This window comes from Streptomyces sp. NPDC039736 (assembly GCF_055596485.1).
Map to the genome: position 1 here is coordinate 1 of NZ_JBVIUQ010000016.1, position 23,792 is coordinate 23,792.

Annotated in this window: 22 protein-coding genes; 5 read left to right on the top strand and 17 right to left on the bottom strand. The window is 72.5% G+C overall.

Annotated features, from left to right (window positions below; translation table 11 throughout):
• The 7 genes from ACZ56L_RS33275 to fabG form a co-directional block, all read right to left on the bottom strand.
• A partial coding sequence (locus ACZ56L_RS33275; protein ID WP_471068520.1) for a helix-turn-helix domain-containing protein occupies positions 1-182 on the bottom strand: 182 nt, incomplete at its 3' end.
• A complete protein-coding gene (locus ACZ56L_RS33280) occupies positions 179-463 on the bottom strand; it encodes a helix-turn-helix domain-containing protein (RefSeq protein ID WP_345219902.1) in 285 nt (94 codons plus the stop codon). The genes ACZ56L_RS33275 and ACZ56L_RS33280, both read right to left, overlap by 4 nt.
• Positions 464-535: 72 nt before the next feature.
• Positions 536-1,579, bottom strand: coding sequence for a dTDP-glucose 4,6-dehydratase (gene rfbB / locus ACZ56L_RS33285; protein WP_401764655.1), 1,044 nt, complete (start codon positions 1,577-1,579; stop codon positions 536-538).
• Entirely contained in the window at positions 1,576-2,643 is a 1,068-nt protein-coding gene (locus tag ACZ56L_RS33290; RefSeq protein WP_468692624.1) for a glucose-1-phosphate thymidylyltransferase, read from the bottom strand. The genes rfbB and ACZ56L_RS33290 overlap by 4 nt, the downstream gene beginning before the upstream one ends.
• Positions 2,644-2,731: 88 nt before the next feature.
• On the bottom strand, positions 2,732-4,306 hold the full coding sequence (locus tag ACZ56L_RS33295; protein ID WP_345219905.1) for an acyl-CoA carboxylase subunit beta: 1,575 nt from the start codon (positions 4,304-4,306) through the stop codon (positions 2,732-2,734).
• A 103-nt stretch (positions 4,307-4,409) separates the two neighbouring features.
• Positions 4,410-4,691 (bottom strand): acyl-CoA carboxylase epsilon subunit, encoded by a 282-nt coding sequence (locus ACZ56L_RS33300; RefSeq protein WP_468692621.1) that lies wholly within the window; start codon positions 4,689-4,691, stop codon positions 4,410-4,412.
• Between the two features lie 219 nt (positions 4,692-4,910).
• The gene (fabG, locus tag ACZ56L_RS33305; protein WP_345219907.1) at positions 4,911-5,696 is read right to left on the bottom strand and encodes a 3-oxoacyl-ACP reductase FabG; all 786 of its coding nucleotides are present in this window, start codon (positions 5,694-5,696) and stop codon (positions 4,911-4,913) included.
• Between the two features lie 251 nt (positions 5,697-5,947).
• Here fabG and ACZ56L_RS33310 point away from each other — a divergent pair, with 251 nt between their 5' ends.
• The 4 genes from ACZ56L_RS33310 to ACZ56L_RS33325 all read left to right on the top strand — a co-directional run bounded on the left by ACZ56L_RS33310 (position 5,948) and on the right by ACZ56L_RS33325 (position 9,819).
• A complete protein-coding gene (locus ACZ56L_RS33310; protein WP_345219908.1) occupies positions 5,948-6,382 on the top strand; it encodes an ester cyclase in 435 nt (144 codons plus the stop codon).
• Positions 6,379-7,224: an NAD(P)H-binding protein gene (locus tag ACZ56L_RS33315; protein WP_468692617.1), complete on the top strand. Its 846-nt coding sequence runs from the start codon at positions 6,379-6,381 to the stop codon at positions 7,222-7,224. Before ACZ56L_RS33310 ends, ACZ56L_RS33315 begins: the two co-directional genes overlap by 4 nt.
• A 41-nt stretch (positions 7,225-7,265) precedes the next feature.
• On the top strand, positions 7,266-8,135 hold the full coding sequence (locus ACZ56L_RS33320; RefSeq protein WP_468692615.1) for an NmrA/HSCARG family protein: 870 nt from the start codon (positions 7,266-7,268) through the stop codon (positions 8,133-8,135).
• A gap of 577 nt (positions 8,136-8,712) precedes the next feature.
• Positions 8,713-9,819 carry a PDR/VanB family oxidoreductase gene (locus ACZ56L_RS33325; RefSeq protein ID WP_425578676.1) on the top strand — a complete coding sequence of 369 codons (1,107 nt, stop codon included), beginning with the start codon at positions 8,713-8,715 and terminating at the stop codon, positions 9,817-9,819.
• Between the two features lie 93 nt (positions 9,820-9,912).
• Here ACZ56L_RS33325 and ACZ56L_RS33330 read toward each other — a convergent pair whose 3' ends face one another.
• The 7 genes from ACZ56L_RS33330 to ACZ56L_RS33360 form a co-directional block, all read right to left on the bottom strand.
• The gene (locus ACZ56L_RS33330) at positions 9,913-11,178 is read right to left on the bottom strand and encodes an SWIM zinc finger family protein (RefSeq protein WP_471068529.1); all 1,266 of its coding nucleotides are present in this window, start codon (positions 11,176-11,178) and stop codon (positions 9,913-9,915) included.
• Positions 11,175-13,991 carry an SNF2-related protein gene (locus ACZ56L_RS33335; protein WP_471068660.1) on the bottom strand — a complete coding sequence of 939 codons (2,817 nt, stop codon included), beginning with the start codon at positions 13,989-13,991 and terminating at the stop codon, positions 11,175-11,177. The genes ACZ56L_RS33330 and ACZ56L_RS33335 overlap by 4 nt, the downstream gene beginning before the upstream one ends.
• Positions 13,992-14,398: 407 nt before the next feature.
• The gene (locus ACZ56L_RS33340) at positions 14,399-15,439 is read right to left on the bottom strand and encodes an alpha/beta fold hydrolase (RefSeq protein WP_471068532.1); all 1,041 of its coding nucleotides are present in this window, start codon (positions 15,437-15,439) and stop codon (positions 14,399-14,401) included.
• Between the two features lie 96 nt (positions 15,440-15,535).
• Positions 15,536-16,363 carry an ABC transporter permease gene (locus tag ACZ56L_RS33345; protein ID WP_345219915.1) on the bottom strand — a complete coding sequence of 276 codons (828 nt, stop codon included), beginning with the start codon at positions 16,361-16,363 and terminating at the stop codon, positions 15,536-15,538.
• On the bottom strand, positions 16,360-17,358 hold the full coding sequence (locus tag ACZ56L_RS33350; protein ID WP_345219916.1) for an ATP-binding cassette domain-containing protein: 999 nt from the start codon (positions 17,356-17,358) through the stop codon (positions 16,360-16,362). The genes ACZ56L_RS33345 and ACZ56L_RS33350 overlap by 4 nt, the downstream gene beginning before the upstream one ends.
• 56 nt (positions 17,359-17,414) lie before the next feature.
• Positions 17,415-18,452 (bottom strand): alpha-ketoacid dehydrogenase subunit beta, encoded by a 1,038-nt coding sequence (locus ACZ56L_RS33355; RefSeq protein ID WP_345219917.1) that lies wholly within the window; start codon positions 18,450-18,452, stop codon positions 17,415-17,417.
• A gap of 13 nt (positions 18,453-18,465) precedes the next feature.
• Positions 18,466-19,497, bottom strand: coding sequence for a thiamine pyrophosphate-dependent dehydrogenase E1 component subunit alpha (locus tag ACZ56L_RS33360; protein WP_345219918.1), 1,032 nt, complete (start codon positions 19,495-19,497; stop codon positions 18,466-18,468).
• A gap of 209 nt (positions 19,498-19,706) precedes the next feature.
• Here ACZ56L_RS33360 and ACZ56L_RS33365 point away from each other — a divergent pair, with 209 nt between their 5' ends.
• Complete coding sequence (locus tag ACZ56L_RS33365) at positions 19,707-20,807, top strand: cytochrome P450 family protein (protein ID WP_471068538.1); 1,101 nt, start codon at positions 19,707-19,709, stop codon at positions 20,805-20,807.
• An 80-nt stretch (positions 20,808-20,887) separates the two neighbouring features.
• Here ACZ56L_RS33365 and ACZ56L_RS33370 read toward each other — a convergent pair whose 3' ends face one another.
• From ACZ56L_RS33370 to ACZ56L_RS33380, 3 genes are read right to left on the bottom strand one after another with little or no spacing between them, the layout of a single operon-like run.
• Positions 20,888-21,178: an antibiotic biosynthesis monooxygenase family protein gene (locus ACZ56L_RS33370; RefSeq protein ID WP_345219920.1), complete on the bottom strand. Its 291-nt coding sequence runs from the start codon at positions 21,176-21,178 to the stop codon at positions 20,888-20,890.
• A gap of 23 nt (positions 21,179-21,201) precedes the next feature.
• Complete coding sequence (locus ACZ56L_RS33375; protein WP_345219921.1) at positions 21,202-22,164, bottom strand: DMT family transporter; 963 nt, start codon at positions 22,162-22,164, stop codon at positions 21,202-21,204.
• Positions 22,165-22,201: 37 nt separating this feature from the next.
• Positions 22,202-23,674, bottom strand: a complete 1,473-nt coding sequence (locus tag ACZ56L_RS33380) for an MFS transporter (protein ID WP_468692600.1) — start codon at positions 23,672-23,674, stop codon at positions 22,202-22,204.
• Between the last annotated feature and the right edge of the window lie 118 nt (positions 23,675-23,792).

Below are 23,792 nucleotides of genomic sequence, written 5' to 3' on the forward strand. Positions count from 1 at the left end.
TCGCGGCCGGACTCCCAGCCGGACACCGTGGACGGGCTCACCCCGAGCGCCTTCGCGACCTGCGCCCGGGACAGGTGCGCGCGCTCGCGCAGCTCGCGGCGTACTCCCGGGCCGGGGAGGGCGGCCTGTTCGGTGACGGTGGACAGCAGCGAGTCGATCGCGTCGAAGCCGTGGCCGGTCATCGGCCGGCCCCCTTCCTCTGGGCGGTCGCCCGCAACCGGTCGGCGGGCAGCGCCTCGCACGCCTTCGTCGGCCCGTCGAGGAGATCGAGGGGGCGCACCCCGTAGTGGGCGGCGAGCGCGTCGACGTCGTCCAACTGCCATGCAGCGGCGCCGGACTGACGGCGCGAGACCTGCGTCTGGGTCAGACCCAGCACCTCAGCCACCATCCGCTGCGACTCCCCCGTCGCCTGCATCAACGCCGCGACCGTCAGCCGCAGCGATTCCTCCAAGCCCAGTGCCACGGGCCCATCGTACGAGTGATTCATGCGTGCAACGCATGAATCTTTGAACAGAGGGCCCTTTCCATGGTTCCTTTAACTCACTTCTGCTCCGCGCTTGCTCGGGTGCGGTTCGCGCACCGGACGAGGGCGGAGGTTTCCGTGCGGCGATGCCGCGCGTTGCCACCAGGAACGGTTGGTGCGGTACCAGTCGACGGTTTCGGCGAGGCCGGTCCGGAAGTCCTTCGTCGGGTGGTAGCCGAGTTCTTGGGTGATCTTTGTGCAGTCCACGGAGTAGCGGCGGTCGTGGCCCTTACGGTCGGTGACGTGGTGGACGTTGCTCCAGTCGGCCCGGCAGGCTTCCAGGATCAGGCCGGTCAGTTCCTTGTTGGTCAGTTCGGTGCCGCCGCCGATGTTGTAGATCTCGCCGGCGCGGCCGCCTTTGCGTACCAGTTCGATGCCGCGTACGTGGTCGTCGACGTGCAGCCAGTCGCGGATGTTGCCGCCGTCGCCGTAGAGCGGTACTGATCCGCCGTTCAGGAGCGTGGTGACGAACAGCGGGATGATTTTCTCGGGGAACTGGTGGAGGCCGTAGTTGTTGGAGCACCGGGTCACGCGCAGGTCGAGGCCGTGGGTGCGGTGGTAGGCGAGGGCTATGAGGTCGCTGGACGCCTTGGTGGCGGAGTAGGGGGAGTTGGGGCTGACGGGGGAGGTCTCCGGCCAGGAGCCGTGGTCGATGGAGCCGTAGACCTCGTCGGTGGAGACGTGGACGAAGGTGTCGATGCCGTGGTGGAGTGCGGCGTCGAGGAGTGTCTGGGTTCCGGAGACGTTCGTACGGATGAAGTCGGTGGCGCCGGTGATGGAGCGGTCGACGTGGGATTCGGCGGCGAAGTGCACGATCTGGTCGTGGTCGGCGACCAGTTGGTGGACCAGGGGGGCGTCGCAGATGTCTCCGTGGACGAAGGTGAAGCGTCTGTCGTCGGCCACGGCGGCGAGGTTGCTGAGGTGTCCGGCGTAGGTGAGCTTGTCGAGGACGGTGATGGTCACGTCGTCGGTGCTGTGGGGGCCGAGCAGGGTGCGGACGTAGTGCGAGCCGATGAATCCGGCGCCGCCGGTCACCAGGAGGGATGTGGCGCTCATGACGCGATCTGCACCTCGCTGTGGTCGCCGAGTACGAGTGTGTTGCCGGAGGGCATGCGGGGGGCCGAGGTGACGGATGCGCTGCGGCCGACGAGGGAGGCGCTGACCCGGCGGATGCCTGCGAGGCGGGCGTCGCGCAGCACGATGGAGAACTCGATTTCGGTGTCCTCGATTCGGCAGTCCTCGGAGATGGAGGTGTAGGGGCCGATGTAGGAGTCGCTGATCAGGGTTCCCGCTCCGATGACGGCGGGGCCCACGATGCGGGATCTACGGACCTGGGCGCCGGCTTCTATGCGGACGCGGCCGATCACTTCGCTGGCCGCGTCGACGTCTCCTTCGACGCGTTCCTCGATGCCCTCCAGGACGAGCCTGTTGACCTCCAGCATGTCGGTGACGTTGCCGGTGTCCTTCCAGTAGCCCTGGATGGTGGTGGAGCGGACGTCGTGCTGGTGGTCGATCAGCCATTGGATGGCGTGGGTGATCTCCAGTTCGCCGCGCCAGGAGGGTTCGATGGCCCGTACCGCTTCGTGTACGGCGGCGCTGAAGAGGTAGACGCCGACGAGGGCGAGGTCGCTCTTGGGTTGCCGGGGTTTCTCTTCGAGGCCCACCACACGGCCTTCGGCGTCGAGTTCGGCGACTCCGAAGGCGACGGGGTTGGGTACGCGGGTCAGGAGAATGCGGGCGTCGGGCCGCTCGGCGCGGAACTCCTCGACGAGTTCGGTGATGCCTCCGACGATGAAGTTGTCACCGAGGTACATCACGAAGTCGTCGTCGCCGAGGAATTCCCGGGCGATCAGCACGGCGTGCGCGAGGCCGAGCGGGAGTTGCTGGGGCAGATAGGTCACGCGCAGGCCGAATTTCGAGCCGTCGCCGACCGCGTCCTGGATCTCGTCGGCGGTCTCTCCCACCACGATCCCGACTTCGGTGAGGCCGGCGGCGGCGATGTCCTCCAGCACGTAGTAGAGGACCGGCTTGTTGGCCACCGGCACCAGTTGTTTGGGCGAGGTGTGGGTGATGGGGCGCAGACGGGTGCCTGACCCTCCGGAGAGGACGAGAGCCTTCATGCGTTTCACGTTAGGCGGGTCCGCTCAAGCCTTGCTGGGACGTGGGACGACCCTGCGCGGTGTCGTACAGGGCCCGGCCCGGAGGGGCTCACAGGGGCGGGTTGCCGTGTTTACGGGAGGGGGTGTCGGCGTGTTTGGTCCGTAGCATCGTGAGGGCGGCGATGATCGCGGAGCGGGTCTCGGCGGGGTCGATGACGTCGTCCACGAGGCCGCGTTCGGCCGCGTAGTAGGGGTGCATCAGCTCGGTCTTGTACTCCTTGATCTTCTGTGCGCGTTCGGTGTCCGGGTCCTCGGCTGCCGCGATCTCGCGGCGGAAGATGACGTTGGCGGCGCCTTCGGCTCCCATGACGGCGATTTCGTTGGTGGGCCAGGCGAGGGAGATGTCGGTGCCGATGGAGCGTGAGTCCATGACGATGTACGCGCCGCCGTATGCCTTGCGCAGGATCAGCTGGATGCGGGGGACGGTGGCGTTGCAGTAGGCGTACAGCAGTTTGGCTCCGTGCCGGATGATGCCGTGGTGTTCCTGGTCGACGCCGGGGAGGAAGCCGGGGACGTCGACGAGGGTGAGGATCGGGATGTTGAAGGCGTCGCAGAACTGGACGAAGCGGGCGGCTTTCTCGCTGGCGTGGATGTCGAGGACGCCGGCCGCCGAGACGGGCTGGTTGGCGACGATTCCGGTGACGTGGCCGTCGAAGCGGGTCAGTGCGCAGACCACGTTCTGTGCCCAGGCTCGCTGGACTTCGAAGTACTCGCCGTCGTCGGCGATCTCCTCGATGACGGTGCGGATGTCGTAGGCCTGGCCGGGGTGGGCCGGGACGAGGTGGAGGAGGTTGTCGGTGCGGCGGTCGGCGGGGTCGGCGGCCTCCTCGCGGGGGGCGGTCTCGCGGTTGTTGGAGGGCAGCAGCGACAGCAGGAAGCGTACGTCTTCCAGGCAGCTCTCCTCGTCGTCGTAGGCGAAGGCCGCCACGCCGGAGAGGGAGGTGTGGACGTCGGCGCCGCCGAGGCCGTTGTGGGTGATTTCCTCGCCGGTGACGGCTTTGACGACGTCCGGGCCGGTGATGAACATCTGTGAGATGTCGCGGACCATGAACACGAAGTCGGTGAGGGCGGGGCTATAGGCGGCGCCGCCGGCGCAGGGGCCGAGCATCACGGAGATCTGCGGGATCACTCCGGAGGCCCGGGTGTTGCGCCGGAAGATGCCGCCGTAGCCGGCGAGGGCGGTGACTCCCTCCTGGATGCGTGCGCCCGCGCCGTCGTTGAGGGAGACCAGCGGGGCGCCCGCGGCCAGCGCGAGGTCCATCACTTTGTGGATCTTCTGGGCGTGGGCCTCGCCGAGGGCGCCGCCGAAGATGCGGAAGTCGTGCGCGTAGACGAAGACGGTCCGGCCGTGGACGGTGCCCCAGCCGGTGACGACTCCGTCGGTGTGGGGCTTCTTGCCCTCCAGGCCGAATCCGGTGGCGCGGTGGCGGCGCAGTGCTTCGATCTCGTGGAACGAGCCCGCGTCGAGGAGTGTCTCGATGCGCTCGCGTGCCGTCAGTTTGCCCTTGGCGTGCTGCCGTTCGGTGGCCCCGGGGTCGGGTCCGGCGGCGGCGTGGGCCTTGATCTCGGCCAGTTCCGCGGTGCGGTCCTGGATGCGGACGGGGGAGACGTCGCTGATGGTCATGGGGTTCCTCCGGGACAGTGGGGAGGTGTGCCGAGTGCCGGTCCCGTGGGCCGGGGACCGCGGGTGGCGGGCCGCCGCACGGCTCCCTTCCGGTGGGGTGTGGTCAGGAGGCCCAGGAGCCCGGCGCGCGGTAGGCGGGCCGGGTGGGGCGGGGGAGTCTGAGGACCCGGGGGGTGGCGGTGGCCGGTCGGGTGTCGTGGAGTCTGCGCAGTCCTGCCATGAGGACGGCGGCCACGGCGGCCGTCTCCTCGGTGGTGGGGTTTCCGCGGGAGATGCGGAACGAGGCCATCGCCAGTGCTGTCGAGAGCGGTACGTCGTCGGTCGGGCGGGGTGCGTCGTCGGTGGCGGCCGGTCCGCGTTGCGGGGTGCTGCCAGTGGTGCTCATGCGGGGGACCCTTCCGGTCTTCCCGGTTCGGGTCCCGGTGGGGTTCCGGGGTGGACCGGGGGCGGGCGTACGGCTTGACTTGCCTGGTCTGCGGCGGACACCGGACTTGCGGCCCCGGAGGGGGCACGGGCCGGCGGGGACGGCGCCGGGGGCCTCTTCCGGGGGCGGCCGTGGGCCGCTTCGGGTCGCCCTCCTTGCCCGGGGGCCGGTCTTCCGGGATCAGAAGTTGCCGAGGCCGCCGCAGACGTTGAGGGCCTGTGCGGTGATGGAGGCGGCCGTGTCGGTGGTCAGGTAGCCGACGAGGCCGGCGACCTCCTCGGGGGTGGAGTAGCGGCCGAGGGGGATCTTGGCCGTGAACTTCTGCATGATCTGCTCTTCGGAGGTGTCGTAGGCCGCCGCGTAGCCGGAGCGCACGCGCTGGGCCATGGGGGTTTCGACGTATCCGGGGCAGACGGCGTTGACGGTGATGCCGGTGGGGGCGAGTTCGTTGCCCAGGGCCTTGGTGAAGCCGACGACGCCGTGCTTGGAGGCCGAGTACGGGGCGCCGAGCACGACGCCCTGCTTGCCCGCGGTGGAGGCGATGTTGATGATCCGGCCGCGGCCGGAGCCTTCCATTCCGCCGTTCTTGAGGACTTCGCGGGTGAGCCGGAACACGCTGGTGAGGTTGGTCGCGATGACGTCGTCCCACAGTTCGTCGGTGAGGCCGGAGGTGGGGCCGCCGCCGCTGCGCCCGGCGTTGTTGACGAGAATGCCGATCGGGCCGAACGCGGCGACGGCGGCGGCGACGAGCGCCTGGACGGAGGCGGGGTCGCGGACGTCGGCGGCGGTGCCGTCGACGTCGAGGCCCTCGGCGCGCAGGTCGGCCACCGTCTCCTTGACCTGCTGCTCGGTGCGTGCGCAGAGGAAGACCTGGTGGCCGCGGGCGGCGAGGTCGCGTGCCACGGCCAGTCCGATGCCGCTGGTGCCGCCGGTGACCAGGGCCGCCGTGGGGGTCTGTGTCGTCATGGGTCTACCTCCGTGAAGGGCATGGGTGGGCCCGACCCTTTCCCGGCGCGCTCGACGGCCGCCCGAGCGGCGCTGGAGGGAGCGGGTGCGCGCAGTCCCGCAAAAGTCTCGCTCGAATTCAGCTCAATTACCGGTGCATGCTGCGTCGAATTCCTTTCCCGGGATATTGCGGGTGGTTGTCCGCGCTGCTTCTTTCCGCGCAGGATGAGAAAAGACCGGAAGCCCAGCACATTTCCTGCGGAAGGAATGCGATGAGCAGTCAGACAGACGCCGTGCGCCGGATGATCCAGGCGTACAACACCGGAGAAACCGGTGACGTGGCGGAATACATCCACGCGGACTACCTGAATCCCGCTTCGATGGAGCACATGGACCTGCGGGGTCCCGATTCCTTCGCCATGGCGGTGAAGTGGCTGCGGATGACGTTCTCCGAGGAGGCCCGCCTCGAAGAGGTGCAGTTGGAGGAGCGCGGGGAGTGGGTTCGCGCCTCGCTGGTGCTGTACGGCCGTCATGTCGGCGAGCTCGTGGGGATGGCCGCGACCGGGCGGGTGTTCTCCGGGGAGCAGATCCACCTCATCCGTTTCGTCGACGGCAAGATCCGTGACCACCGGGACTGGCCGGACTACCAGGGCACGTACCGGCAGCTCGGCTCCCCGTGGCCGGAGCCGCAGGGCTGGCGGGCATGAGCGTGTTCCTGGTCACGGGCGCCACCGGCAAGGTCGGCAGGGAGGCGGTGGGCCAGCTTCTCGCGCGGGGCCTCCGGGTGCGGGCGCTGAGCCGGGCGCCCGAGGAGGCGGGGCTGCCCCCAGGGGTTGAGGTGGTGGCGGGCAGTCCTGCCGATCCCGCCTCGCTGCGGGCCGCCTTCGAGGGGGTGTCGGCGGCGCTGGTGGTGCTCTCCGGTGATGTGGGCGGTGAGGCCGCACACGTGGCGGATGCGGCTCGGGCGGCCGGGACGGAGCGGCTGGTGCTGCTGTCGTCGGGCGGTATCGAGCATCCGTTGCCGCACGGCATCGCCCACGAGCACCGGGCCGCCGAGACGGCGATCGAGGAGTCCGGGGTGCCGTGGACGTTCCTGCGGCCGGGGCCCTTCCACGCCAACACCTCCTGGTGGATCTCCACGGTCCGTGAGGCGGGTGCGGTGCGCTGCTGGATCGGCAACAACCCCGGTGCTCCGATCGACGAGTACGACATCGCGTCCGCCGCGGTGGTCGTCCTGACCGAGGACGGCCATCTGGGGAAGTCGTACCTGCTCACCGGTCCGCAGACGCTGACCTCGCAGGAGCAGGCCCGGATCCTGGGCGAAGTGCTGGGCCGGGACCTGGAGTTCTCGGTGGCGCCGCCCGAGGAGGTGGTGGAGGTGTTCACCGGGATCAGCGGGGACCGTGCGGCGGCGGAGTCCAATGTGGCGGCCCTGCACAGCCCCGAGGTGCCGTGGGCCGGGCCGACGCGTTGGGTGCGTGAGCTGACCGGGCGCGAGCCGCGCACCTATCGCCAGTGGGCCGTGGAGAACGCGGCCCTGTTCCGCTGAGCAGCAGCCGCACCGCAGCTGCGTATCCGAAGGAGTGGCAGATGAGCAGGATCCTGGTGACCGGCGCGACCGGTCTGCAGGGCGGGGCGGTGGCCCGTGAACTGGTCGGCCGGGGCCGGGCGGTGGCGGCGCTGGTCCGTGACCCGGACGCCGGGCGGGCGCGGGCGCTCGCGGAGCTGGGAGTGGAGCTGGTCCGCGGCGATCTGGACGACGAGTCGTCGCTGCGTGCGGCGCTGGAGGGGTTCCACGGTCTGTTCGCGGTGCAGAACTTCATGACCCCGGCCGGTCTGGGGGGTGAGGTCCGTCAGGGCCGGGCGCTCGCGCGGGCCGCGAAGGCGGCGGGGGTCGGCCATGTGGTGTACACGTCGGTGGGCGGTGCCGAACGGGAGAGCGGGGTGCCGCACTTCGACTCCAAGCGGGGCATCGAGCGGTATCTCGCGGGCACCGGGGTGCCGTTGACGGTGCTGCGTCCGACGTTCTTCATGGACAATTTCGCCGCTCATGGGCCGGAGCTGGTGGACGGCACGCTGGTGGTGCGGCTGGCGCTGAAGCCCGATACGCGGGTGCAGTTCATCGCGGTCCAGGACATCGGGTTCTTCGCGGCGGAGGCCTTCGAGAAGCCGCAGGCGTACGTGGGGCGGTCGGTGGAGATCGCCGGTGACGCCCTGACCGCGACGGAGATCGCGGAGGCGTTCGCGGCGCGTTCGGGTCTGCCGGCCCGGTTCGAGGAGCTGTCGCTGGACGCGGTGGCGCACAACCCGTACATCCCCAACGCCCCGGACATCGCCCTGATGTTCGAGTGGTTCCAGGAGCACGGGTACCGGGCCGACATCGCGGCGCTCCGCGCCGAGCACCCGGGGCTCCAGTCCTTCGCGACGTACCTCAAGGGAATCGAGGTGCCCGCGCCCTGACCGCCCTCCGCTCCCCCACCCCCCACCTGCACCACCGCCCGACACCCCCACACGAAAGCGAGGCCCCCTTTTGACCACCCTGATCCGGCAACCGTCCTCCTCGGCCCCCGACGTCCCGCGGGAGGTGTCGCGGGGCCAGGGTCCGCCGGACGCTCCCCCGGCGCGGGCGGAGCGCAAACCGTTCCGGCTCGGTGCCCGGGGGCGCAAGGTGACGCTCGCCGTGCACATCCTGTCGTCGGTCGGCTGGGTGGGCCTGTCCCTGTCGATGGCCACGCTCGCGCTCATCGGGTACCTGACCTCGGACCCCGGGGTCGCCGAGGGCGCGTACTACGCCATGTACGTCTTCGACGAGAGCACCGTCTCCCTGGTGAGCCTGGTCTGCGGGGCCAGCGGCGTGCTGCTGGGGTGGGGCACGCCGTGGGGCCTGATGCGGCACTGGTGGGTGCTGGTGAAGTGGGTGCTGTCCCTCGCCGTCGCTGCGTTCGCCTGGGTGTACACCCATCCGCTGGTGCTGACGGCCGCCGAGCAGGCCGGCGCGGCCGAGGGCGGCGTCTACCGGCCGGGCACGGAGGGCACGCTGCTCGCCTGGACCGTGCCGCCGGTGTTCACCGTGCTGGTCTTCACGGGTGTGCTCTCGGTGTACAAGCCGTGGGGGCGCACCCGTCGCGGTCGCCGGTACGCGCAGACCCGGGCGGCCGGGCCCGTGCAGGCCGCCGCTGCCGGTGCGGGCGGCGCCCGGAGCACGGACGTGGCGGTGCGGGTCGCGGCCGTGGAGAGGCCGGCCGAGGGCGTGGTGGCCCTGCGGCTGGTTCCCGAGTCGGGGGCGGCCACCGCGCCGTGGCGGCCAGGTGCGCACATCGACCTGGTCCTGCCGTCGGGGAAAGTGCGGCAGTACTCGCTGTACGGCGCTCCCGCGGACGGTTCGGCGTACCGGGTGGCGGTGCTGCGGGACGCGGCGGGCAGGGGCGGGTCGGCCGAGGTCCACGGCCTGTCGGTGGGTGACCGGCTCGCGGTGCGCGGTCCGCGCAACCACTTCCCGCTGGCCGACGCGCCCGCGTTCCTCTTCGTCGCGGGCGGCATCGGGATCGTCCCGTTCCTGCCGATGATCGAGGAGGCCGAACGCCGGGGCGCCGAATGGCGGTTGGTGTACGTGGGCCGCAGCCGGGCCTCCATGGCGTTCGTGGAGCAGGTGGAGCGGTACGGGGCCGAGCGCGTCCAAACGTACGCACGGGACGTGACGGGCCGCCCCGACCTGGCCGCGCACCTGTCGGCGGCCCCGGCGGGCACAGCGGTGTACTGCTGCGGTCCCGGTGGGCTGATGCGGGCCGTCGAGGAGCTGATGGAGAGCGCCTGCCCGGCGGGGAAGCTGCATCTGGAGCGGTTCGCGGCCGACGCGGAGGATGCCGGGGGCGAGAAGCTGCCCTTCGAGGTCGAACTCGCCGGCAGTGGCGCGGTGGTGCGGGTGGCGGCCGACCGGTCGGCGCTGGAAGCGCTGCGGGAGGAGGCGCCCGGTCTCGCGGCGTCCTGCGAGGACGGGCTGTGCGGGAGCTGTGAGCTGCGGGTGCTGCGCGGGACGCCCGAGCACCGCGATCATGTGCTGCCGCCGGACGAGCGGGGGCGTACGGACGTGATGTATCCGTGTGTCTCGCGGGCGCGCGGCGGGCGGCTCGTGGTGGATCTGTAGCGGGTGCGGCCCGGGACGGAATGCGCATCCGTCCCGGGCCGCTTCGCGTCCTGCGCGTGCGGGGCCTCCCACCCGTCCCGCGTACGGGGCTGCTCAGCCGTCGAGGAGGTCGGCGAGGGCGTCGGCCGGGTCCTCGTGCGGTGCGGCGGCCGGCCACCAGCGGCCGTCCTCCGTCTGCCGGTAGGGGTACCAGCGGCCGTCGCGCCCGTAGCGGAGCTGGAGTCCGCGGCCGGCCAGCGTCCAGTGGTTGTCGTGCACGTCGAGCTCGGGAAGCTCGTCCTGCTCCCAGCCCGCGGTCAGGGCGTGGCGGGCACGGGCGGTGTCCTGCCGGGACGGTGTCCAGGCCTCTTCCAGTACGTCGAGGCCGGCGCTGCCGCCCAGCCGCCATGCCTCGGCGGCCCGTTCGAGCTTCTGCGCGTTGCCGCCGGCCTCCCGCAGCCGGGCCAGGACCCGGGAGTCGGGGCGGGTGGCGGCGATCCGTACGCAGTCCCGCCACAGGTCGAGCGGCGCGGGCGGCTCGGGGATGAGTCCGTGCGTGTACGCGAGCAGTTCGCGGCCGCGCAGGGCGGCGCCGTCGATGAGCCGCTCCAGCGGGTCGGTGCCGATCTGCGCGGAGGACGCGCCGGCGACGACGGGGGGTGCGGGCAGTGGCGGCAGCGCGGGCAGTGCCGCGGGGGTGCGCCCGAAGAGGTCGGCGGCGGGGATGCCGTCGGGCAGCGGCACGGTGGCGGGCTGCGGCTCCGGTTGCGTACCGCCGCTGCCGAGGCCGCCCGCGATCGCGGCCATCAGTACGACGGACCGCAGTTCTTCCTGGGCCTCCTGCTCGCTGCGCCCGCGCAGCAGGAGCAGCAGGAACGGGTCCTCGTCCAGCAGCCAGGACGCCTGGTAGCTGAGTGCGGCCGCGTGCGTGCAGACATATTCGAAGGAGTCGCAGTCGCAGTCCGCCTCCAGGTCGCCGTAGCCGGGCAGCAGGCTGACCCGGGCGTCCTCGGCGGCCTCCATCAGGTCGGGCGGCAGTTCGCCGGCGAGCAGGCCGTCGGCGACCTCCGGCAGTGCGGCGGTCTTCTCCCAGAGCGACTCCCAGGCGGCGTCGTCGAGTTCGTGCAGGGTGAGCACCGTACGGAAGGGGCTGCCGTCCTCGTATCCGGTGGTGGACAGCTCTCCGGGGCTGACGGTGATCGGCCCGAGCTGGCCGGTGCGCGCGTAGGAGCGGCCCCGCTTGAGGGCGTCCTCGTCGAGGGAGGTGTCCTCCAGTGCGTCCGCCCAGGCCTTGCCCCACCAGGACTGGCCGCGTACCCGGCCGCCGCGGCGTGCGGCGAAGGCCGGAAAGCCCCGTGCTTGCCTGTCGTTGACGCTCATCCCTCGCTCCTCAGCTCGACCAGGTTGGCCAGCTCGTCGTTGGTCAGGTTCGACAGGGCCTGCTCACCGGAGCCGAGGACCGCGTCCGCGAGGCCCTTCTTGGCTTCGAGGAGGGCGGCGATGCGGTCCTCCACCGTGCCCTCGGCGATCAGCCGGTGGACCTGTACGGGCCGGGTCTGGCCGATGCGGTACGCGCGGTCGGTGGCCTGCGCCTCCACCGCCGGGTTCCACCAGCGGTCGTAGTGCACGACATGGTCGGCGCGGGTGAGGTTCAAACCGGTGCCCGCCGCCTTCAGCGACAGCAGGAAGACCGGCGCCTCCCCGTCCTGGAAGCGGCGCACCATCTCCTCGCGGCGCGGCACCGGGGTGCCGCCGTGCAGCAGCAGCGTGGGCACGCCGCGTGCGCTCAGGTGCGTCTCCAGGAGCCGCGCCATGGTGACGTACTGCGTGAACACCAGGGCGGAGCCGTCCTCGGCGGTGATGGTGTCGAGGAGTTCGTCGAGCAGCTCCAGCTTCCCGGAGCGGCCGGCCAGCGTGGGGTCCTCGGTCTCCTTGAGGAAGTGGGCGGGGTGGTTGCAGATCTGCTTGAGGCCGGTGAGCAGCTTGAGGACCAGGCCGCTGCGGGCGATGCCCTCGGTGGACTGGATCTGCGCCATGGTCTCGCGGACGTACTTCTCGTACAGGGTGCGCTGTTCGCCGCTGAGGGCGACCGGGCGGTCCGTCTCGGTCTTCGGCGGGAGTTCGGGGGCGATGCCCGGGTCGGACTTCTTGCGGCGCAGCAGGAAGGGCCGCACCAGTTCGGCGAGGCGCTGGGCGGTGGGGCCGTACTCTCCCTCCTCCCCCGGCGGCGGTCCGAATTCGGCACGTTCGGCGCGCTCGGCCTCGATGGCGGCCACCCAGCGGGTACGGAAGTGGCTGTGGCCGCCGAGGAGGCCGGGGGTGGTCCAGTCGAGGACGGCCCACAGCTCGGAGAGGTTGTTCTCGACGGGGGTGCCGGTGAGGGCGATCTTCGCGTCGGCGGGGATGAGCCGCAGGGCCTTGGCGGTGCTGGAGTGCGGGTTCTTGACGTGCTGGGCCTCGTCGGCGACGACCGCGCTCCAGCGGTGTGCGCCGAGCTGCTCGGCGTCCAGGCGCATGGTGCCGTACGTGGTCAGGACGAAGCCCGCGTCGGCGCCGTCCAGGGTGCGTCCGGGGCCGTGGTAGCGGCGGACGGGGGTGCCGGGGGCGAACTTGTGGACCTCGCGCTGCCAGTTGCCGAGGAGGGAGGCGGGGCACACCACGAGAGTGGGGCCGGCGCTGTCCGGGTGTTCCTGGCGCAGCAGGTGCAGGGAGATGAGCTGGACGGTCTTGCCGAGGCCCATGTCGTCGGCGAGGCAGCCGCCGAGGCCGAGCGAGGTCATCCGGTCCAGCCAGCGCAGGCCGCGCAACTGGTAGTCGCGCAGGGTCGCGTTCAGCGCGGCGGGCGGCTCGACGGGCTCGCCGCCGGAGTCGGGGTCGGCCAGGCGGTGGCGCAGGGCGAGCAGCCAGGGGCTGGGGGCGATGCGCACCGGGGTGCCGTTGATCTCGGTGTGTCCGGTGAGGGCGGCGGCGAGGGCCTCGATGGCGGTGAGCGGTTTGAGGTCGCGTTCGCGCAGCTTGCGGGCGGTGTCGGTGCCGATCAGGACCCAGTCGCCGCGCATCCGTACCAACGCCTGGTCGGTGTCGGCGAGTTCGGCGATCTCCTGCTCGGTCAAAGGCTGGCCGTCCAGGTCGAGCTGCCAGCGCAGCCCGACCGTGCCGTCGCCGCCGAAGAAGGAGCGCAGGTCGGTGGGCGGGGTGCGGTCGCCGCCGACGACGGCCCGGGGCACGAGGGAGCGGGTGGTGTCGGTGGGCCAGAGCACCTCGAAGTCCTGGGCGGCGAGCCGGTCGGCGACGGGGCCGAGCAGGTCGCGGACCTCGTGGTCGGCGAGGTCGAGGGCGGAGGGCACCGGTAGCAGGCGGGACAGCGGTGGCCAGATCTCGGCGGCCCTGCGGACGGCCGCGACGGTGTTGTCCTGGGCGCGCCGTCCGAATCCGGCGGCCTCGACCGAGGCGAACAGTTCGTCGGCGTCGGCGCTGCGGGTGGGGTCGTCGGGGCTGGAGATCTGCGGCACCAGGCGCAGTGCGGGCGGCTCGCCGTCGCCCGCGGGCACCAGGTCCACGCGCAGGGCGAGCCGGATGCCCGAGGCGAGGCCCTGGGAGATCTCCTCGGCCCAGGCGCGCAGTTGGGGCACGTACTGAGGTTCCACGGCGGCGAAGGCCGGCCGGCCCGCCGCTGCGGGGGCGGCGGCGGTGCGCGGCAGGGTGTCGGCGACCGCGTCGACGAAGGAGCGGATCAGGTCGGCGGTGTCCGGCAGCAGCAGGGGGCCGCCCTCGGGCACCGGCAGCGGGGTGGCGAGCGCCTCGGCCGGTGCGGCGGCGGCGAGTTCACGCAGGTGCTGGACGTCCTCGGCGGTGAGCGGGCCGGCCCGCCAGGTGTCGTGGTTGGTGGCGGAGACACCGGCGAGGAGACGGCCCCGGGCGGCGAGGTGCAGGCCTGCGGCGGCGACGGCGCCCCAGAAGGCGGCGGAGGGGGTGGGGGAGGCTGAGGGAGTGGTGGGGGCTGCGAGGCCGGCGGGACCGGCAGGATTCGCGGGGCCGGTGGGACCGGCAGGACCGGTGGGGCCAGCAGGTGCGTCCGCCGCCTGGGTGTGCAGTCGGCGGGCGAGGAGGAGGGCGGGCAGCGCCTCGGCCACGGTCAGCCGCAGCACCGGGAGCCGGCGCACGGTGAGGGTGCCGCCTTCGTCGACGACCAGGTCGGCCTCGCCGCGCTCGCCGAGGTCCGGCCCGGCGCCGGGGGCGGGCAGGCTGTCGTGGCCGGTGGCCCGCGAACCGCCGGTCCCGGTGCTGGACACACCGCCGGAACCAGTGCCGGACAGCCCGTCGGAACCCGTACCGGACGCATCGCCGGAACCCGTACCGGACAACCCTCCAGGACCCGTGCCCGACACACCGTAGGAACCCATTTCGGACAACCCCCCGGAACCCGTACCGGACACCTCCCCAGGAGCTGCCCCCGGCAGGCCTTTGGGGCTGTGGAAGGCCAGTCGGCCGGTGCGTGCGGGGTCGCCCGGCTCGTAGATCACCGTGCATTGCGCCAGCAGGACCGCCTGCTCACGCGACATCCACACCATCAGTTGCGCCTCCCGATCCGGCTTTCCGGTCAACTCCCGCCGTCAACGCGGCGCTTGGTCCAGTCCTGTGCGTAGGCGTACCACAGGGGGGCGGTGCGGTGCACATTCAGGCTGTGTCCGGTGGCCGGAACCGTGAGGGCCTCCAGCTTCGCCCGGGGCCCGTACAGCGGGGCGGCAGCGGCCTTGAGGGTGGCCGTGCTGGTGCAGTCGGCGCCCTGGCCGCCGCAGATGAGTTTGTCTTCCTGGCCGACGACGACGAGCACGGGAACCCGGATGTGGCGGTTGAGGGCGATGTCGCCGTAGGCCGGGTCGGCGGGGTAGACGCCGGGTTCGGTGGTGAGTTCGTCGTGGAGCATCACCCGGGGCTCGGTGGTGGCCCGGTGGTAGAACCAGTCGCTCTTGCCGCCGGTGCGCAGCGCCAGGTAGCCGTCGTCGAGGCGGCGTCCGGCCAGCAGCGGGTGCTGTCCGGCGGGCATGTACAGGCCGAACATCGCCTCGAAGGAGGCGAGGTTGGGCGGGGCGCCCTCGCCGGTGAGGATGAGGCCGTCGACGGCGTCGGGGTGTTTGGCGGCGACCATGCGGGCCACGGTCGCGCCGAAGGAGTGGCCGACCAGGACGACTTTGCGGTAGCCGCGGTCGCGCAGGGTGCGGATGAGCTGGAGGGTGACCAGTTCGTGGGTGGTGTCGGTGTAGCGGGAGCTGTGCGGGGCGGAACTGGTGCCGCTGCCCAGCCGGTCGAAGGCGAGCGCGGCGTGGCCGGCGGCGGCGGCCGCTTCCACGTAGGAGGGGCCGCCGGTCCGGCCGCGTACGGTCCAGTAGCCGCGGTCGTAGGTGCCGCCGTGGACCAGCAGTTGGACGGTGGTGGCCCGGTTGCCGCGCGGGGTGCAGAGCGTGCCGGAGATCCGCTGGTCGGCGCGGGCACCTTCGGTGACGGCCACCCGGGAGGTGAAGGGGGTGCAGGCCGCCTTGCCCGGCCTGTGGGCGGTCGCGGTGGTCGCGGGGCCGACGAGCAGGGGCAGCACGAGTGCCGCGGCGGCGGCCGCCGCCAGGGCTCGGGGGCGCAGGGCCATCGGGGTTCTCCTTGGGGTCGGTGCGGGTGTGCCGGGGTGGTCGTGCGCGGGGCGGCCGGTCCTTCGTACGGACGTCGGCGGCCGGGGGCCGGTTGCTCAGCGCGTGAGGTGGCGGTAGCGGTTCACGGCCAGGGGGAAGAAGACGGCGGTCAGCACGAGGGGCCAGAGCACGGCCATCGTCGTCGCGTGCTGCGCGATCCAGGAGTCGCCGCCCCAGCCGGGGTTCTGGAACAGTTCGCGGGTGGCGGCGACGGTGGAGGACAGCGGGTTCCACTCGGCGAGGGTGCCCAGCCAGCCCGGCATGGTGGCCGGTGCGACGAAGGCGCTGGTCAGGAAGCCGACCGGGAATTCGAGGGTCTGCACCATGGTGATGCCTTCGGGGCCCTTCATCAGGAGGCCGAGGTAGATGCCGACCCAGGTCAGGGCGAAGCGCAGCAGTAGGAGCAGGCCGACCGCGGACAGGGTCTCAGCGGTGGTGCCGTGCGCCTGCCAGCCCATCAGGAGGCCCACGCCGAACAGCACGGCGAGGCCGAGCACCGAGTGGAGCATGTCGGTGACGCAGCGGCCGACGAGGACGGCCGAGGGGGCCATCGGCATGGTGCGGAAACGGGAGGTGACGCCGCGGTTCTTGTCGGCGGCGACAGCGGCCACCGATTCGCCCATGCCGAAGACCATGGTCATCACGAACATGCCCGGGATGAGGAATTCGCGGTAGTCCCCTCCGCCGGGCACCTGCATGGCGCCGCCGAAGAAGTAGCCGAACATCAGGACCATCATGACCGGGAAGAGCAGTCCGCTGATGACCGTGCCGGGTTCGCGCCGCAGGTGCAGCAGGCCGCGCAGGGTGACGGTCCAGCCGTCGGCGAGCGCCCAGCGCAGCCGGGACAGGGGGCCGGCGGGCAGTTCGGGGAGGAGGAGGCTCATACGAGGGCGCCCTTCGGCTTCGTGGTCGGTCCGTCCTGCGGTGCGGTGGCCCGGTCGGTGCCGGTGAGGTGCAGGAACACCTCGTCGAGGGTGGGCCTGCGCAGGGAGATGTCCTCGGCGGTGACCTGGGCGAGGTCCAGGGCGCGTACGACGTCCGCGAGGGCGGTGGCGCGGTCGCGGACCTGGACGCCGACCTGCCGGGTGTCCTCGTCGACGACGGGCTCGCTTGCGCCGGTGCGGGCCACGGCGGCCGCGGCCCGCGCCAGTTCGCCGGCGTGCCGGACCACGATGTCGATACGGTCCCCGCCGATGCGGGACTTGAGCTGCTCGGGGGTGCCCTCGGCGACGACCTTGCCGGTGTCGATCACCGAGATGCTGTCGGCGAGCTGGTCGGCCTCCTCCAGGTACTGCGTGGTGAGCAGCACGGTGGTGCCGTCGTGGACCAGGTCGCGGACCGCCGCCCAGACCTCGTTGCGGCTGCGCGGGTCGAGGCCGGTGGTCGGCTCGTCCAGGAAGAGCACCGGCGGGGCCAGCACCATGCTGGCCGCCAGGTCCAGGCGGCGGCGCATGCCGCCGGAGTAGGTCTTGACCGGTTTGCCGCCGGTGTCGGCGAGGCGGAAGTGCTCCAGCAGTTCGTCGGCGCGGCGGCGGGCGGCGGCGGGCCGCAGGTGGTGCAGCCGCCCGAACATCACCAGGTTCTCGCGCCCGCTGAGGACTTCGTCGACGGCCGCGTACTGGCCGACGAGTCCGATGCGGTGGCGGACCTGGGCCGCCTGGCGGACGACGTCGTATCCGGCCACCTCGGCCCGACCCGTGTCCGGGGCCAGGAGGGTGGAGAGGATGCCGACGGTGGTGGTCTTGCCCGCGCCGTTGGGTCCCAGCAGCCCGCACACGGTGCCCTGCGGGACGACGAGGTCGAGCCCGTCGAGGACCTTGGCGGTGCCGTAGCTCTTGCGGAGCCCTTCGGCGACCACGGCCGACCTGCTCGATTCCACGTCTGGTGCCTTTCGCTCGGGTGGCTGGGTGCGGGGTGCGGGGGGCGGGGCGCGGATCAGTAGGGTCCGCTGAATCCGGCGTCGACCCCGGTGAGGACGGGGACGGTGGCCCCGCCGGAGCCGACCAGGTCGAGGCAGGCCTCGGCGATCTTCGCGGCGCTGGGGTGGAAGGCCTCCTCCAGCGGCCAGGACACCGGGGCGGGGCAGTCGGGGGGCGTGATCCGACGGACCGGGGCGCGCAGTTCGCCGGGGATGCGTTCGGCGATCACGGCGGCGACCTCGGCGGAGAAGCCGTAGCGCGCCCAGCTCGTGTCGGCGACGACGACGCGGCCGGTGCGGGCGACGGACTCGCAGATGAGGTCCTCGTCCAGCGGCCGGATGCTGCGGACGTCCACCACCTCGACGCTGACGCCCTGCCGGGCGAGGAGGTCGGCGGCGCGTTCGGCCTCGTGGACCATCAGGGAGGCGGCGACGACGGTCACGTCGGTGCCGTGGCGGGCGAGGCGGCCCACTCCGAAGGGCACCGGGGTGAGTTCCTCGGGCACCTCGCCCTCGATCGGGTAGAGCGAGCGGTTCTCCATCAGCACCACCGGGGTGTCCGACTGGAGGGCGGCGGCCAGCAGCCCCTTGGCGTCGGCCGGGGAGGCGGGCGCGGCGACGTACAGGCCGGGGAAGTGGCCGAATGTCGCGTGCAGGCTCTGGGAGTGGGTGGCGCCCTGCCCCCAGCCGCGGCCGACGACGCCGCGCATCACGACGGGCACTCCGCCCTTGTCGCCGTACATGTAGCGCCACTTGGACGCGAGGTTGATCAGCGCGTCCATGGCCAGGAACATGAAGTCCGCCCGGGTGTGCACCACGAGGGGGCGCAGGCCCTGGTCGGCGGCGCCGATGCAGATGCCCGCGACGGCGTTCTCGCTGTTGGGGGTGTCGATGACGCGCTGAGCGCCGAAGCGTTCGAACGCCGGGCGGGTGGTGCCGTAGGAGCCCTTGTGGTCGTCGACGTTCTGTCCGGCGATCAGGATGCTCGGGTCGGCCTCCATCGCCTGGACGGTGCCCTCGGCGATCGCCTGCCAGTAGGTGAGCGTGCGGCTCATGGTGCGGCTCCTGTCAGTTCGCGACGGCCGGGCGCCCGTAGGCCCCGTCGGTCAGTCGGTCCGCGGTGGGGTAGGGGGCGGCCTTGGCGGCGGCGACGGCGCGCCGGGCCTCGTCTCGGAACTGGGCGTCCCAGCGGGCGACGCGTTCCTCGGCGGTGGGTTCCTGGGCGTCGGGTGCCGACGCGTGCAGGGCTGCCGTGCCGCGGCGGACCGGGCAGCGCTCCAGCCACTGCTCGACCTCCGGTTCGGGGCGGTCGATGCCGGTGTCGTAGCCGGGGCCGACGTGCTCGCGCCAGCGGTAGGTGTCCAGTTCCAGGACGTACGGGCCGCGGCCCGCCCGGCAGTGGGCGGTGGCCCGCCGGGTGGCCTCGTGGACGAGGGCGACGTCGTTCCCGTCGAGGCGCTCGGCGGTGATCCCGTACGCGCGGGCCCGCTCGGTGATGCCGGTGCCCGCGGAGGTGGCCGGCTGGCGGGCCGAGAGCGGCGAGGAGATCGAGTACGCGTTGTTCTCGCAGACGTAGACGACCGGGACGCGGTGCACGGCGGCGAAGTTGAGGGACTCGTGGAAGACGCCTTCCTCGGAGGCGCCGTCGCCGAAGAAGGTGACGACGACCCGCGAGGAGCCCTGCTTGGCGAGCGCCCACGCGGCACCGGTGGCCACGGAGATCATCTCGCCGAGGATGGCGGCCGATCCGGCGAAGCCGACGGACCGGTCGGTGAGGTGCACCGACCCGCCGCGCCCGTTGGAGCAGCCCGTCTCCTTGCCGTACAGCTCGGCGACCATGCCGGTGAGGTCCCCGCCCTTGGCGAGGTACGCGGCGTGGCTGCGGTGCCCGGTGTAGACGAGGTCGTCCGTGCGCAGGGCGGCACAGACTCCGACGGCGGCGGCCTCCTGGCCGACGGAGAAGTGCACCGGGGTGCGCATCTCCTGCTCGTCGCGGTAGAAGTCGGCCAGTTCCTCCTCGACGCAGCGGATGCGCACCATCTCCCGCAGCAGCGCTGCCGGATGCGCCACCGGGTCCTCGGTTGTGTTGGGGATCGGCACGACCGACGCCACCTCCAGGTTCGACTCAACGACCGAGTGGTGATCGTCGCCGGGTGCGGTCGAGCACTTCTGGAGGCGGGGCGGAGCGGTCGGCGGCCGCCGCGCTCGACCGATACTCCGCCGGGGCCGCCTAGCCTGCGCCGTGCCCGCGGCGCGCTCGTGCCCGCGAGGGAACGCGAAGGTTCGCCAAGGAAAAGGGGAGCTCGACGATGGTCGTGGCGGAGAAGGAGCTGGGCCGCCGGCTCCAGCTCGTCCAGGGAATCCACTGGTTGCGCGGGGTGCAGGGCGACCGGTACGCCGCGCTGCTGCGCGGGTACGACGGTGCGGGGCCGCAGGAGCACTATGCCGCGCTCCGGGAGGCCGGGCCGCTGTGGCGCAGCAGCCTGGGGACCTGGGTGGGCGTCGGGTACGGCGTCGCCGCCGAACTGCTGGCCCTGCCGGCGGCGGGCGCCGCGCCGCCCGTGGTGGCCTGGGACGCGGAGCTGCCCGCGCGGGAGCCCGACGCGGACCGGGTGCCGGAGCCCGACGCGGACCGGGTGCGGGAGCTGGCCCGGCAGGTGTGCGCACGGCTGTGGGCGGGGCTGGGCGGGGAGACGGATCTCGTCGCCGGGGTCGCCGCGCGCGTTCCCGCCGAGGTGCTGGCGGACCTGCACGGGCTCACGGGCGGGGACCGGGAGCGGCTGGCCGGGGCGCTGTCGGCGGCCTCCGGTGCGCTCGACGCGGCGCTGGCTCCGCCCGCCTACCCGGAGGCCGTGCGGTTGTCGGCCGCCGTGGCCGAGCTGCGCGGGCTGCTGGGCGAGGGGGCCGTGCGGGAGGCGGTGGTGCGGGTGCGTGCCGCGCGGGAGTTGCTGGCCGGGGCGCTGGGTGCGCTGGTCGCCGCTCCGCGGGAGTGGGCGCTGCTCGTCGAGCAGGGCGGTGGGCGCGCGGCGCGGGTGGTGGCGGAGACGCTGCGGCACGACGCGCCGGTGAAGGTGCACGCGTTCACGGCGGCGGCCGGTGCCGAGGTGGCCGGGCAGCGGATCGCGGCCGGGGACGAGGTGGCGGTGGTCGTCGGCGCGGCCAACCGCGACCCGCGGGTGTTCGAGGACCCGGACATCTTCGCTGCGGACCGGGTCCTGCCGGACGGGGTGCGGGCGCTGGTCCCGTCCCCGTACGGAATCGCGCCGGAGCCGTTCGGGGCGGCCGTCGCCGAGACGGTGCTGGTGGCTCTCGCGGCGGCCCGCCCGGGGCTGCGGGCGGCGGGGCCTGCGGTGCGTTCTCGCCGTACCCCGGTGACGGGCGGGCTGCTGAGGCTTCCCGTACGGCTCTGAGGGTGGGCGCGTACGTGACACGAAGCCCGGCCGGGAGCTGCCCGGCCGGGCTTCGTGGGGTGCGGGTTCCGCGGCGGCGCTCAGGCGGTCCGCTCGTACAGGGGTACGTAGAGGTTCGGGTCGCTGGTGCTGAGCGCCCTCAGCGCGGCGCGGTGGGCGGTGAACTCGGGCCGGTCCAGGGCCGTACGGAAGGATTCCTCGTCCTGCCATTCGGCGACGTTGACGTATGCGGCGGGGTCCTGGGTGTGCCGCATCAGCCGGTGGCGTACGAAGCCGGGCTGGGCGGCGAAGAACGCGGACGTCTCGTCGAAGGCCTGCTCGAACTGGTCGGCCGGTCCGGTGACGGTGAATCGGTTGATGAAGGTGATCACGGCGGGGTCCTCGTCTCGGCTGCTCAGCGGGCGGTGGGCGTGGTCGCCGGCTCGGCCGGGGGCCGGGCCGCAGGGGTGTCGGTGGCGGGGGTGCGCTGCGGGAGCCGGGCGAGCACCACGCCGAGGGCGATGACGGCCATGCCGGCCACCTCGCGCCCGGAGAGCCGGTAGTTCTCCAGCACGACCATGCCCAGGGTGAGCACCACGGGTACGACGTACAGCACGCTGGAGGCCCTGGCGGCGCCCTCGTCGCGGATCAGCCAGGCGAAGCACATGTACACCAGGCCGGTGTTGAGGACGCCGAGCACCAGGAGCGCGCCGACGACGGCCAGGGAGAACTGCGGGGCGCGGTCGAAGCCGCCGCCCGGCATGTTGATCGCGGCCCAGCCCACTCCGATGACGGCCTGCGAGGTGGCCAGGACCAGGGGGTGCATGTCCTGGCCCGCCTCGGCGGCCGGCCTCATCAGCTTCTCCATCAGCAGCATGGACCAGCCGTAGGCCAGTGCGGCGACGGCGTTGACGGCCGCGGCGGCCGACAGCCACTGGGCGCCGGCGTTCCAGGGCGCGTACAGCACGAGGACTCCGGCGAAGCCGACGAGCAGGCCCGCCAGCAGGGTCACCGGGAGGTGCCCGGTGCGGCGGCGCACCAGGTACAGCACGACCACGCACAGCGGCACGCTCGCGTTGAACACCGAGACCATGCCCGCGTCGGCGCCCAGGGCGTCGTCGACGAGCTCGACCAGCAGTACGGGCAGCGCGTTGGCCAGGAAGGCGATCAGCACCAACTGGCCCCAGATCTTGGGGCGGCGCGGCAGCCGGGTGCCGCTGAACAGCAGCACGCCGAGCATGGCCACGGCGCCGACGAGTATCCGGAAGAAGCTGAACTGCGCCGAGTTCAGGCCCTGGAAAACGATTTTGATCCAGAAGTAGCTGATGCCCCACATCAGCCCGACGACGCTGAAACGCGCCAGGGAGCCAAACCGCACGACTGTTTCTCCTTCTCTGTCCTGAGTGGGCTGTCCGTTACGAGCGGGCGGCACCGGAGGGCCGGACGAACCAGGCGATGACGAACGCGGCCGCGGCGAAGGCGGCTCCGGCCAGGAAGCTGGCCGACATGCTGTGCACGAACACCTGGCCCATGGCCTCCTCGGGCGGGGTCCCGGCCGGGAGGGACTGCTGGGCGTCCTGTCCGGCCTGGGTGCCGACGGTCACCAGCAGGGCGAGGCCGAGCGAGGCGCCGAGGGTCTGGAGGGTGTTGTGCACGCTGGAGGCGGCGCCCGCCTCGTCCTCGTGGAGTCCGGAGGTGGCGAGGATGACGGAGGGGACGACGCACCACGCCATGCCGGTGCCGAACAGCAGCAGCGCCGGCAGGACCTCCGCGGCGTACCCGAAGTCGGGGGTCAGCCGGGACAGCCACACGTTGGAGGCGATCAGCAGCAGCGACCCGGCGAGCAGCAGGGTGCGCGCCCCGAGCCGCCGTTCCAGCCAGACGGCCGCCGCGGACATGCACATCATCGCGGCGGCGACCGGGGTCAGCGCCGCCGCCGACAGCAGCGGGCTGTAGCCGGCGAACTGCTGGAGGAACTGGACGAGGAAGAAGCCGGTGCCGATCAGGGAGCCCTGGACGGCGAAGGTGGCGGCGAACGCCCAGGTGCGGTTGCGGTCGGCGAACAGGCGCAGCACCACGATGGGCTGACGGGCCTTCTGTTCGATGCGCAGGAAGAGGAGCAGCAGGGCCGCTCCCGCGGCGAGCGGGCCGGCGACCGTGGGGTCCGTCCAGGGGTGTTCGGCGGCCCGGGTCAGCCCGAACACGAGAGCCACCGCGCCCAGGGTCGACACCAGGGCGCCCGCCAGGTCGAACCGGCCGCGGCTGGGTGCGGTCTCCTCGATCACCAGCGGTGCCAGCAGCAGAATCAGCAGGCCGAGGGGGACGTTCAGCAGCAGCACCCACTGCCAGGAGCCGAGCGAGGAGAAGGCGCCCGCGAGCAGCAGCCCGCCCGCGGTGCTGGCGGCCCCGACCGCCATGTAGAGGGCGATGGCGCGTTTGCGTGCGCCTTCGTCGCCGAACATGCTCAGTACGAGGGCCAGCGCGCTGGGGGCGGCGAGGGCGGAGCCGATGCCCTGCACTGCTCGTACGGCGATCAGGAACTCGCCCGTGGTGGCGGCGCCGCGCAGCGCCGCGGCCACGGTGAACAGGGCGACCCCGACGAGGAAGACCCTGCGGCGGCCCAGCAGGTCGCCCATGCGGCCGCCGAGCAGCAGCAGTCCGCCGAAGGTCAGCAGGTAGGCGTTGACGACCCAGCCGAGGCCGACGGGGGTCAGGCCCAGTCCCCGGCTCATGCCGGGCAGGGCGATCTGCACCATCGACTCGTCGAGCAGCACCATGGCGTTGCACCCGGCGAGCAGGGCGAGCGCGGTGCCCGCGCGCACCGCGCTGCGCCCGGGGGCCGCGAGCAGCGGCCCGGGTACCGGGACTTTCGAGGTGTGCACGGACATGCCTGGCCTCCTGGAGGGGTTCGACTGCGGACCGCCGGTGCGGCGGGGCGTGGACGGGGCGGGCGTCGGGGCTCGCGAGAGCCGGCCGCGCGAGGTGGAGGCACAGGCTCTGACGCCT

What these genes read in the sequence shown, in the direction of transcription:
- ACZ56L_RS33345 (WP_345219915.1), bottom strand. Translation starts at nt 16,363, where the DNA reads ATGAGCCTCCTCCTCCCCGAACTGCCCGCCGGCCCCCTGTCCCGGCTG.
- rfbB (WP_401764655.1), bottom strand. Translation starts at nt 1,579, where the DNA reads ATGAGCGCCACATCCCTCCTGGTGACCGGCGGCGCCGGATTCATCGGC.
- ACZ56L_RS33295 (WP_345219905.1), bottom strand. Translation starts at nt 4,306, where the DNA reads ATGACCATCAGCGACGTCTCCCCCGTCCGCATCCAGGACCGCACCGCG.
- ACZ56L_RS33310 (WP_345219908.1), top strand. Translation starts at nt 5,948, where the DNA reads ATGAGCAGTCAGACAGACGCCGTGCGCCGGATGATCCAGGCGTACAAC.
- ACZ56L_RS33290 (WP_468692624.1), bottom strand. Translation starts at nt 2,643, where the DNA reads ATGAAGGCTCTCGTCCTCTCCGGAGGGTCAGGCACCCGTCTGCGCCCC.
- ACZ56L_RS33355 (WP_345219917.1), bottom strand. Translation starts at nt 18,452, where the DNA reads ATGAGCCGCACGCTCACCTACTGGCAGGCGATCGCCGAGGGCACCGTC.
- ACZ56L_RS33315 (WP_468692617.1), top strand. Translation starts at nt 6,379, where the DNA reads ATGAGCGTGTTCCTGGTCACGGGCGCCACCGGCAAGGTCGGCAGGGAG.
- ACZ56L_RS33365 (WP_471068538.1), top strand. Translation starts at nt 19,707, where the DNA reads ATGGTCGTGGCGGAGAAGGAGCTGGGCCGCCGGCTCCAGCTCGTCCAG.
- ACZ56L_RS33330 (WP_471068529.1), bottom strand. Translation starts at nt 11,178, where the DNA reads ATGAGCGTCAACGACAGGCAAGCACGGGGCTTTCCGGCCTTCGCCGCA.
- fabG (WP_345219907.1), bottom strand. Translation starts at nt 5,696, where the DNA reads ATGACGACACAGACCCCCACGGCGGCCCTGGTCACCGGCGGCACCAGC.
- ACZ56L_RS33380 (WP_468692600.1), bottom strand. Translation starts at nt 23,674, where the DNA reads ATGTCCGTGCACACCTCGAAAGTCCCGGTACCCGGGCCGCTGCTCGCG.
- ACZ56L_RS33300 (WP_468692621.1), bottom strand. Translation starts at nt 4,691, where the DNA reads ATGAGCACCACTGGCAGCACCCCGCAACGCGGACCGGCCGCCACCGAC.
- ACZ56L_RS33320 (WP_468692615.1), top strand. Translation starts at nt 7,266, where the DNA reads ATGAGCAGGATCCTGGTGACCGGCGCGACCGGTCTGCAGGGCGGGGCG.
- ACZ56L_RS33340 (WP_471068532.1), bottom strand. Translation starts at nt 15,439, where the DNA reads ATGGCCCTGCGCCCCCGAGCCCTGGCGGCGGCCGCCGCCGCGGCACTC.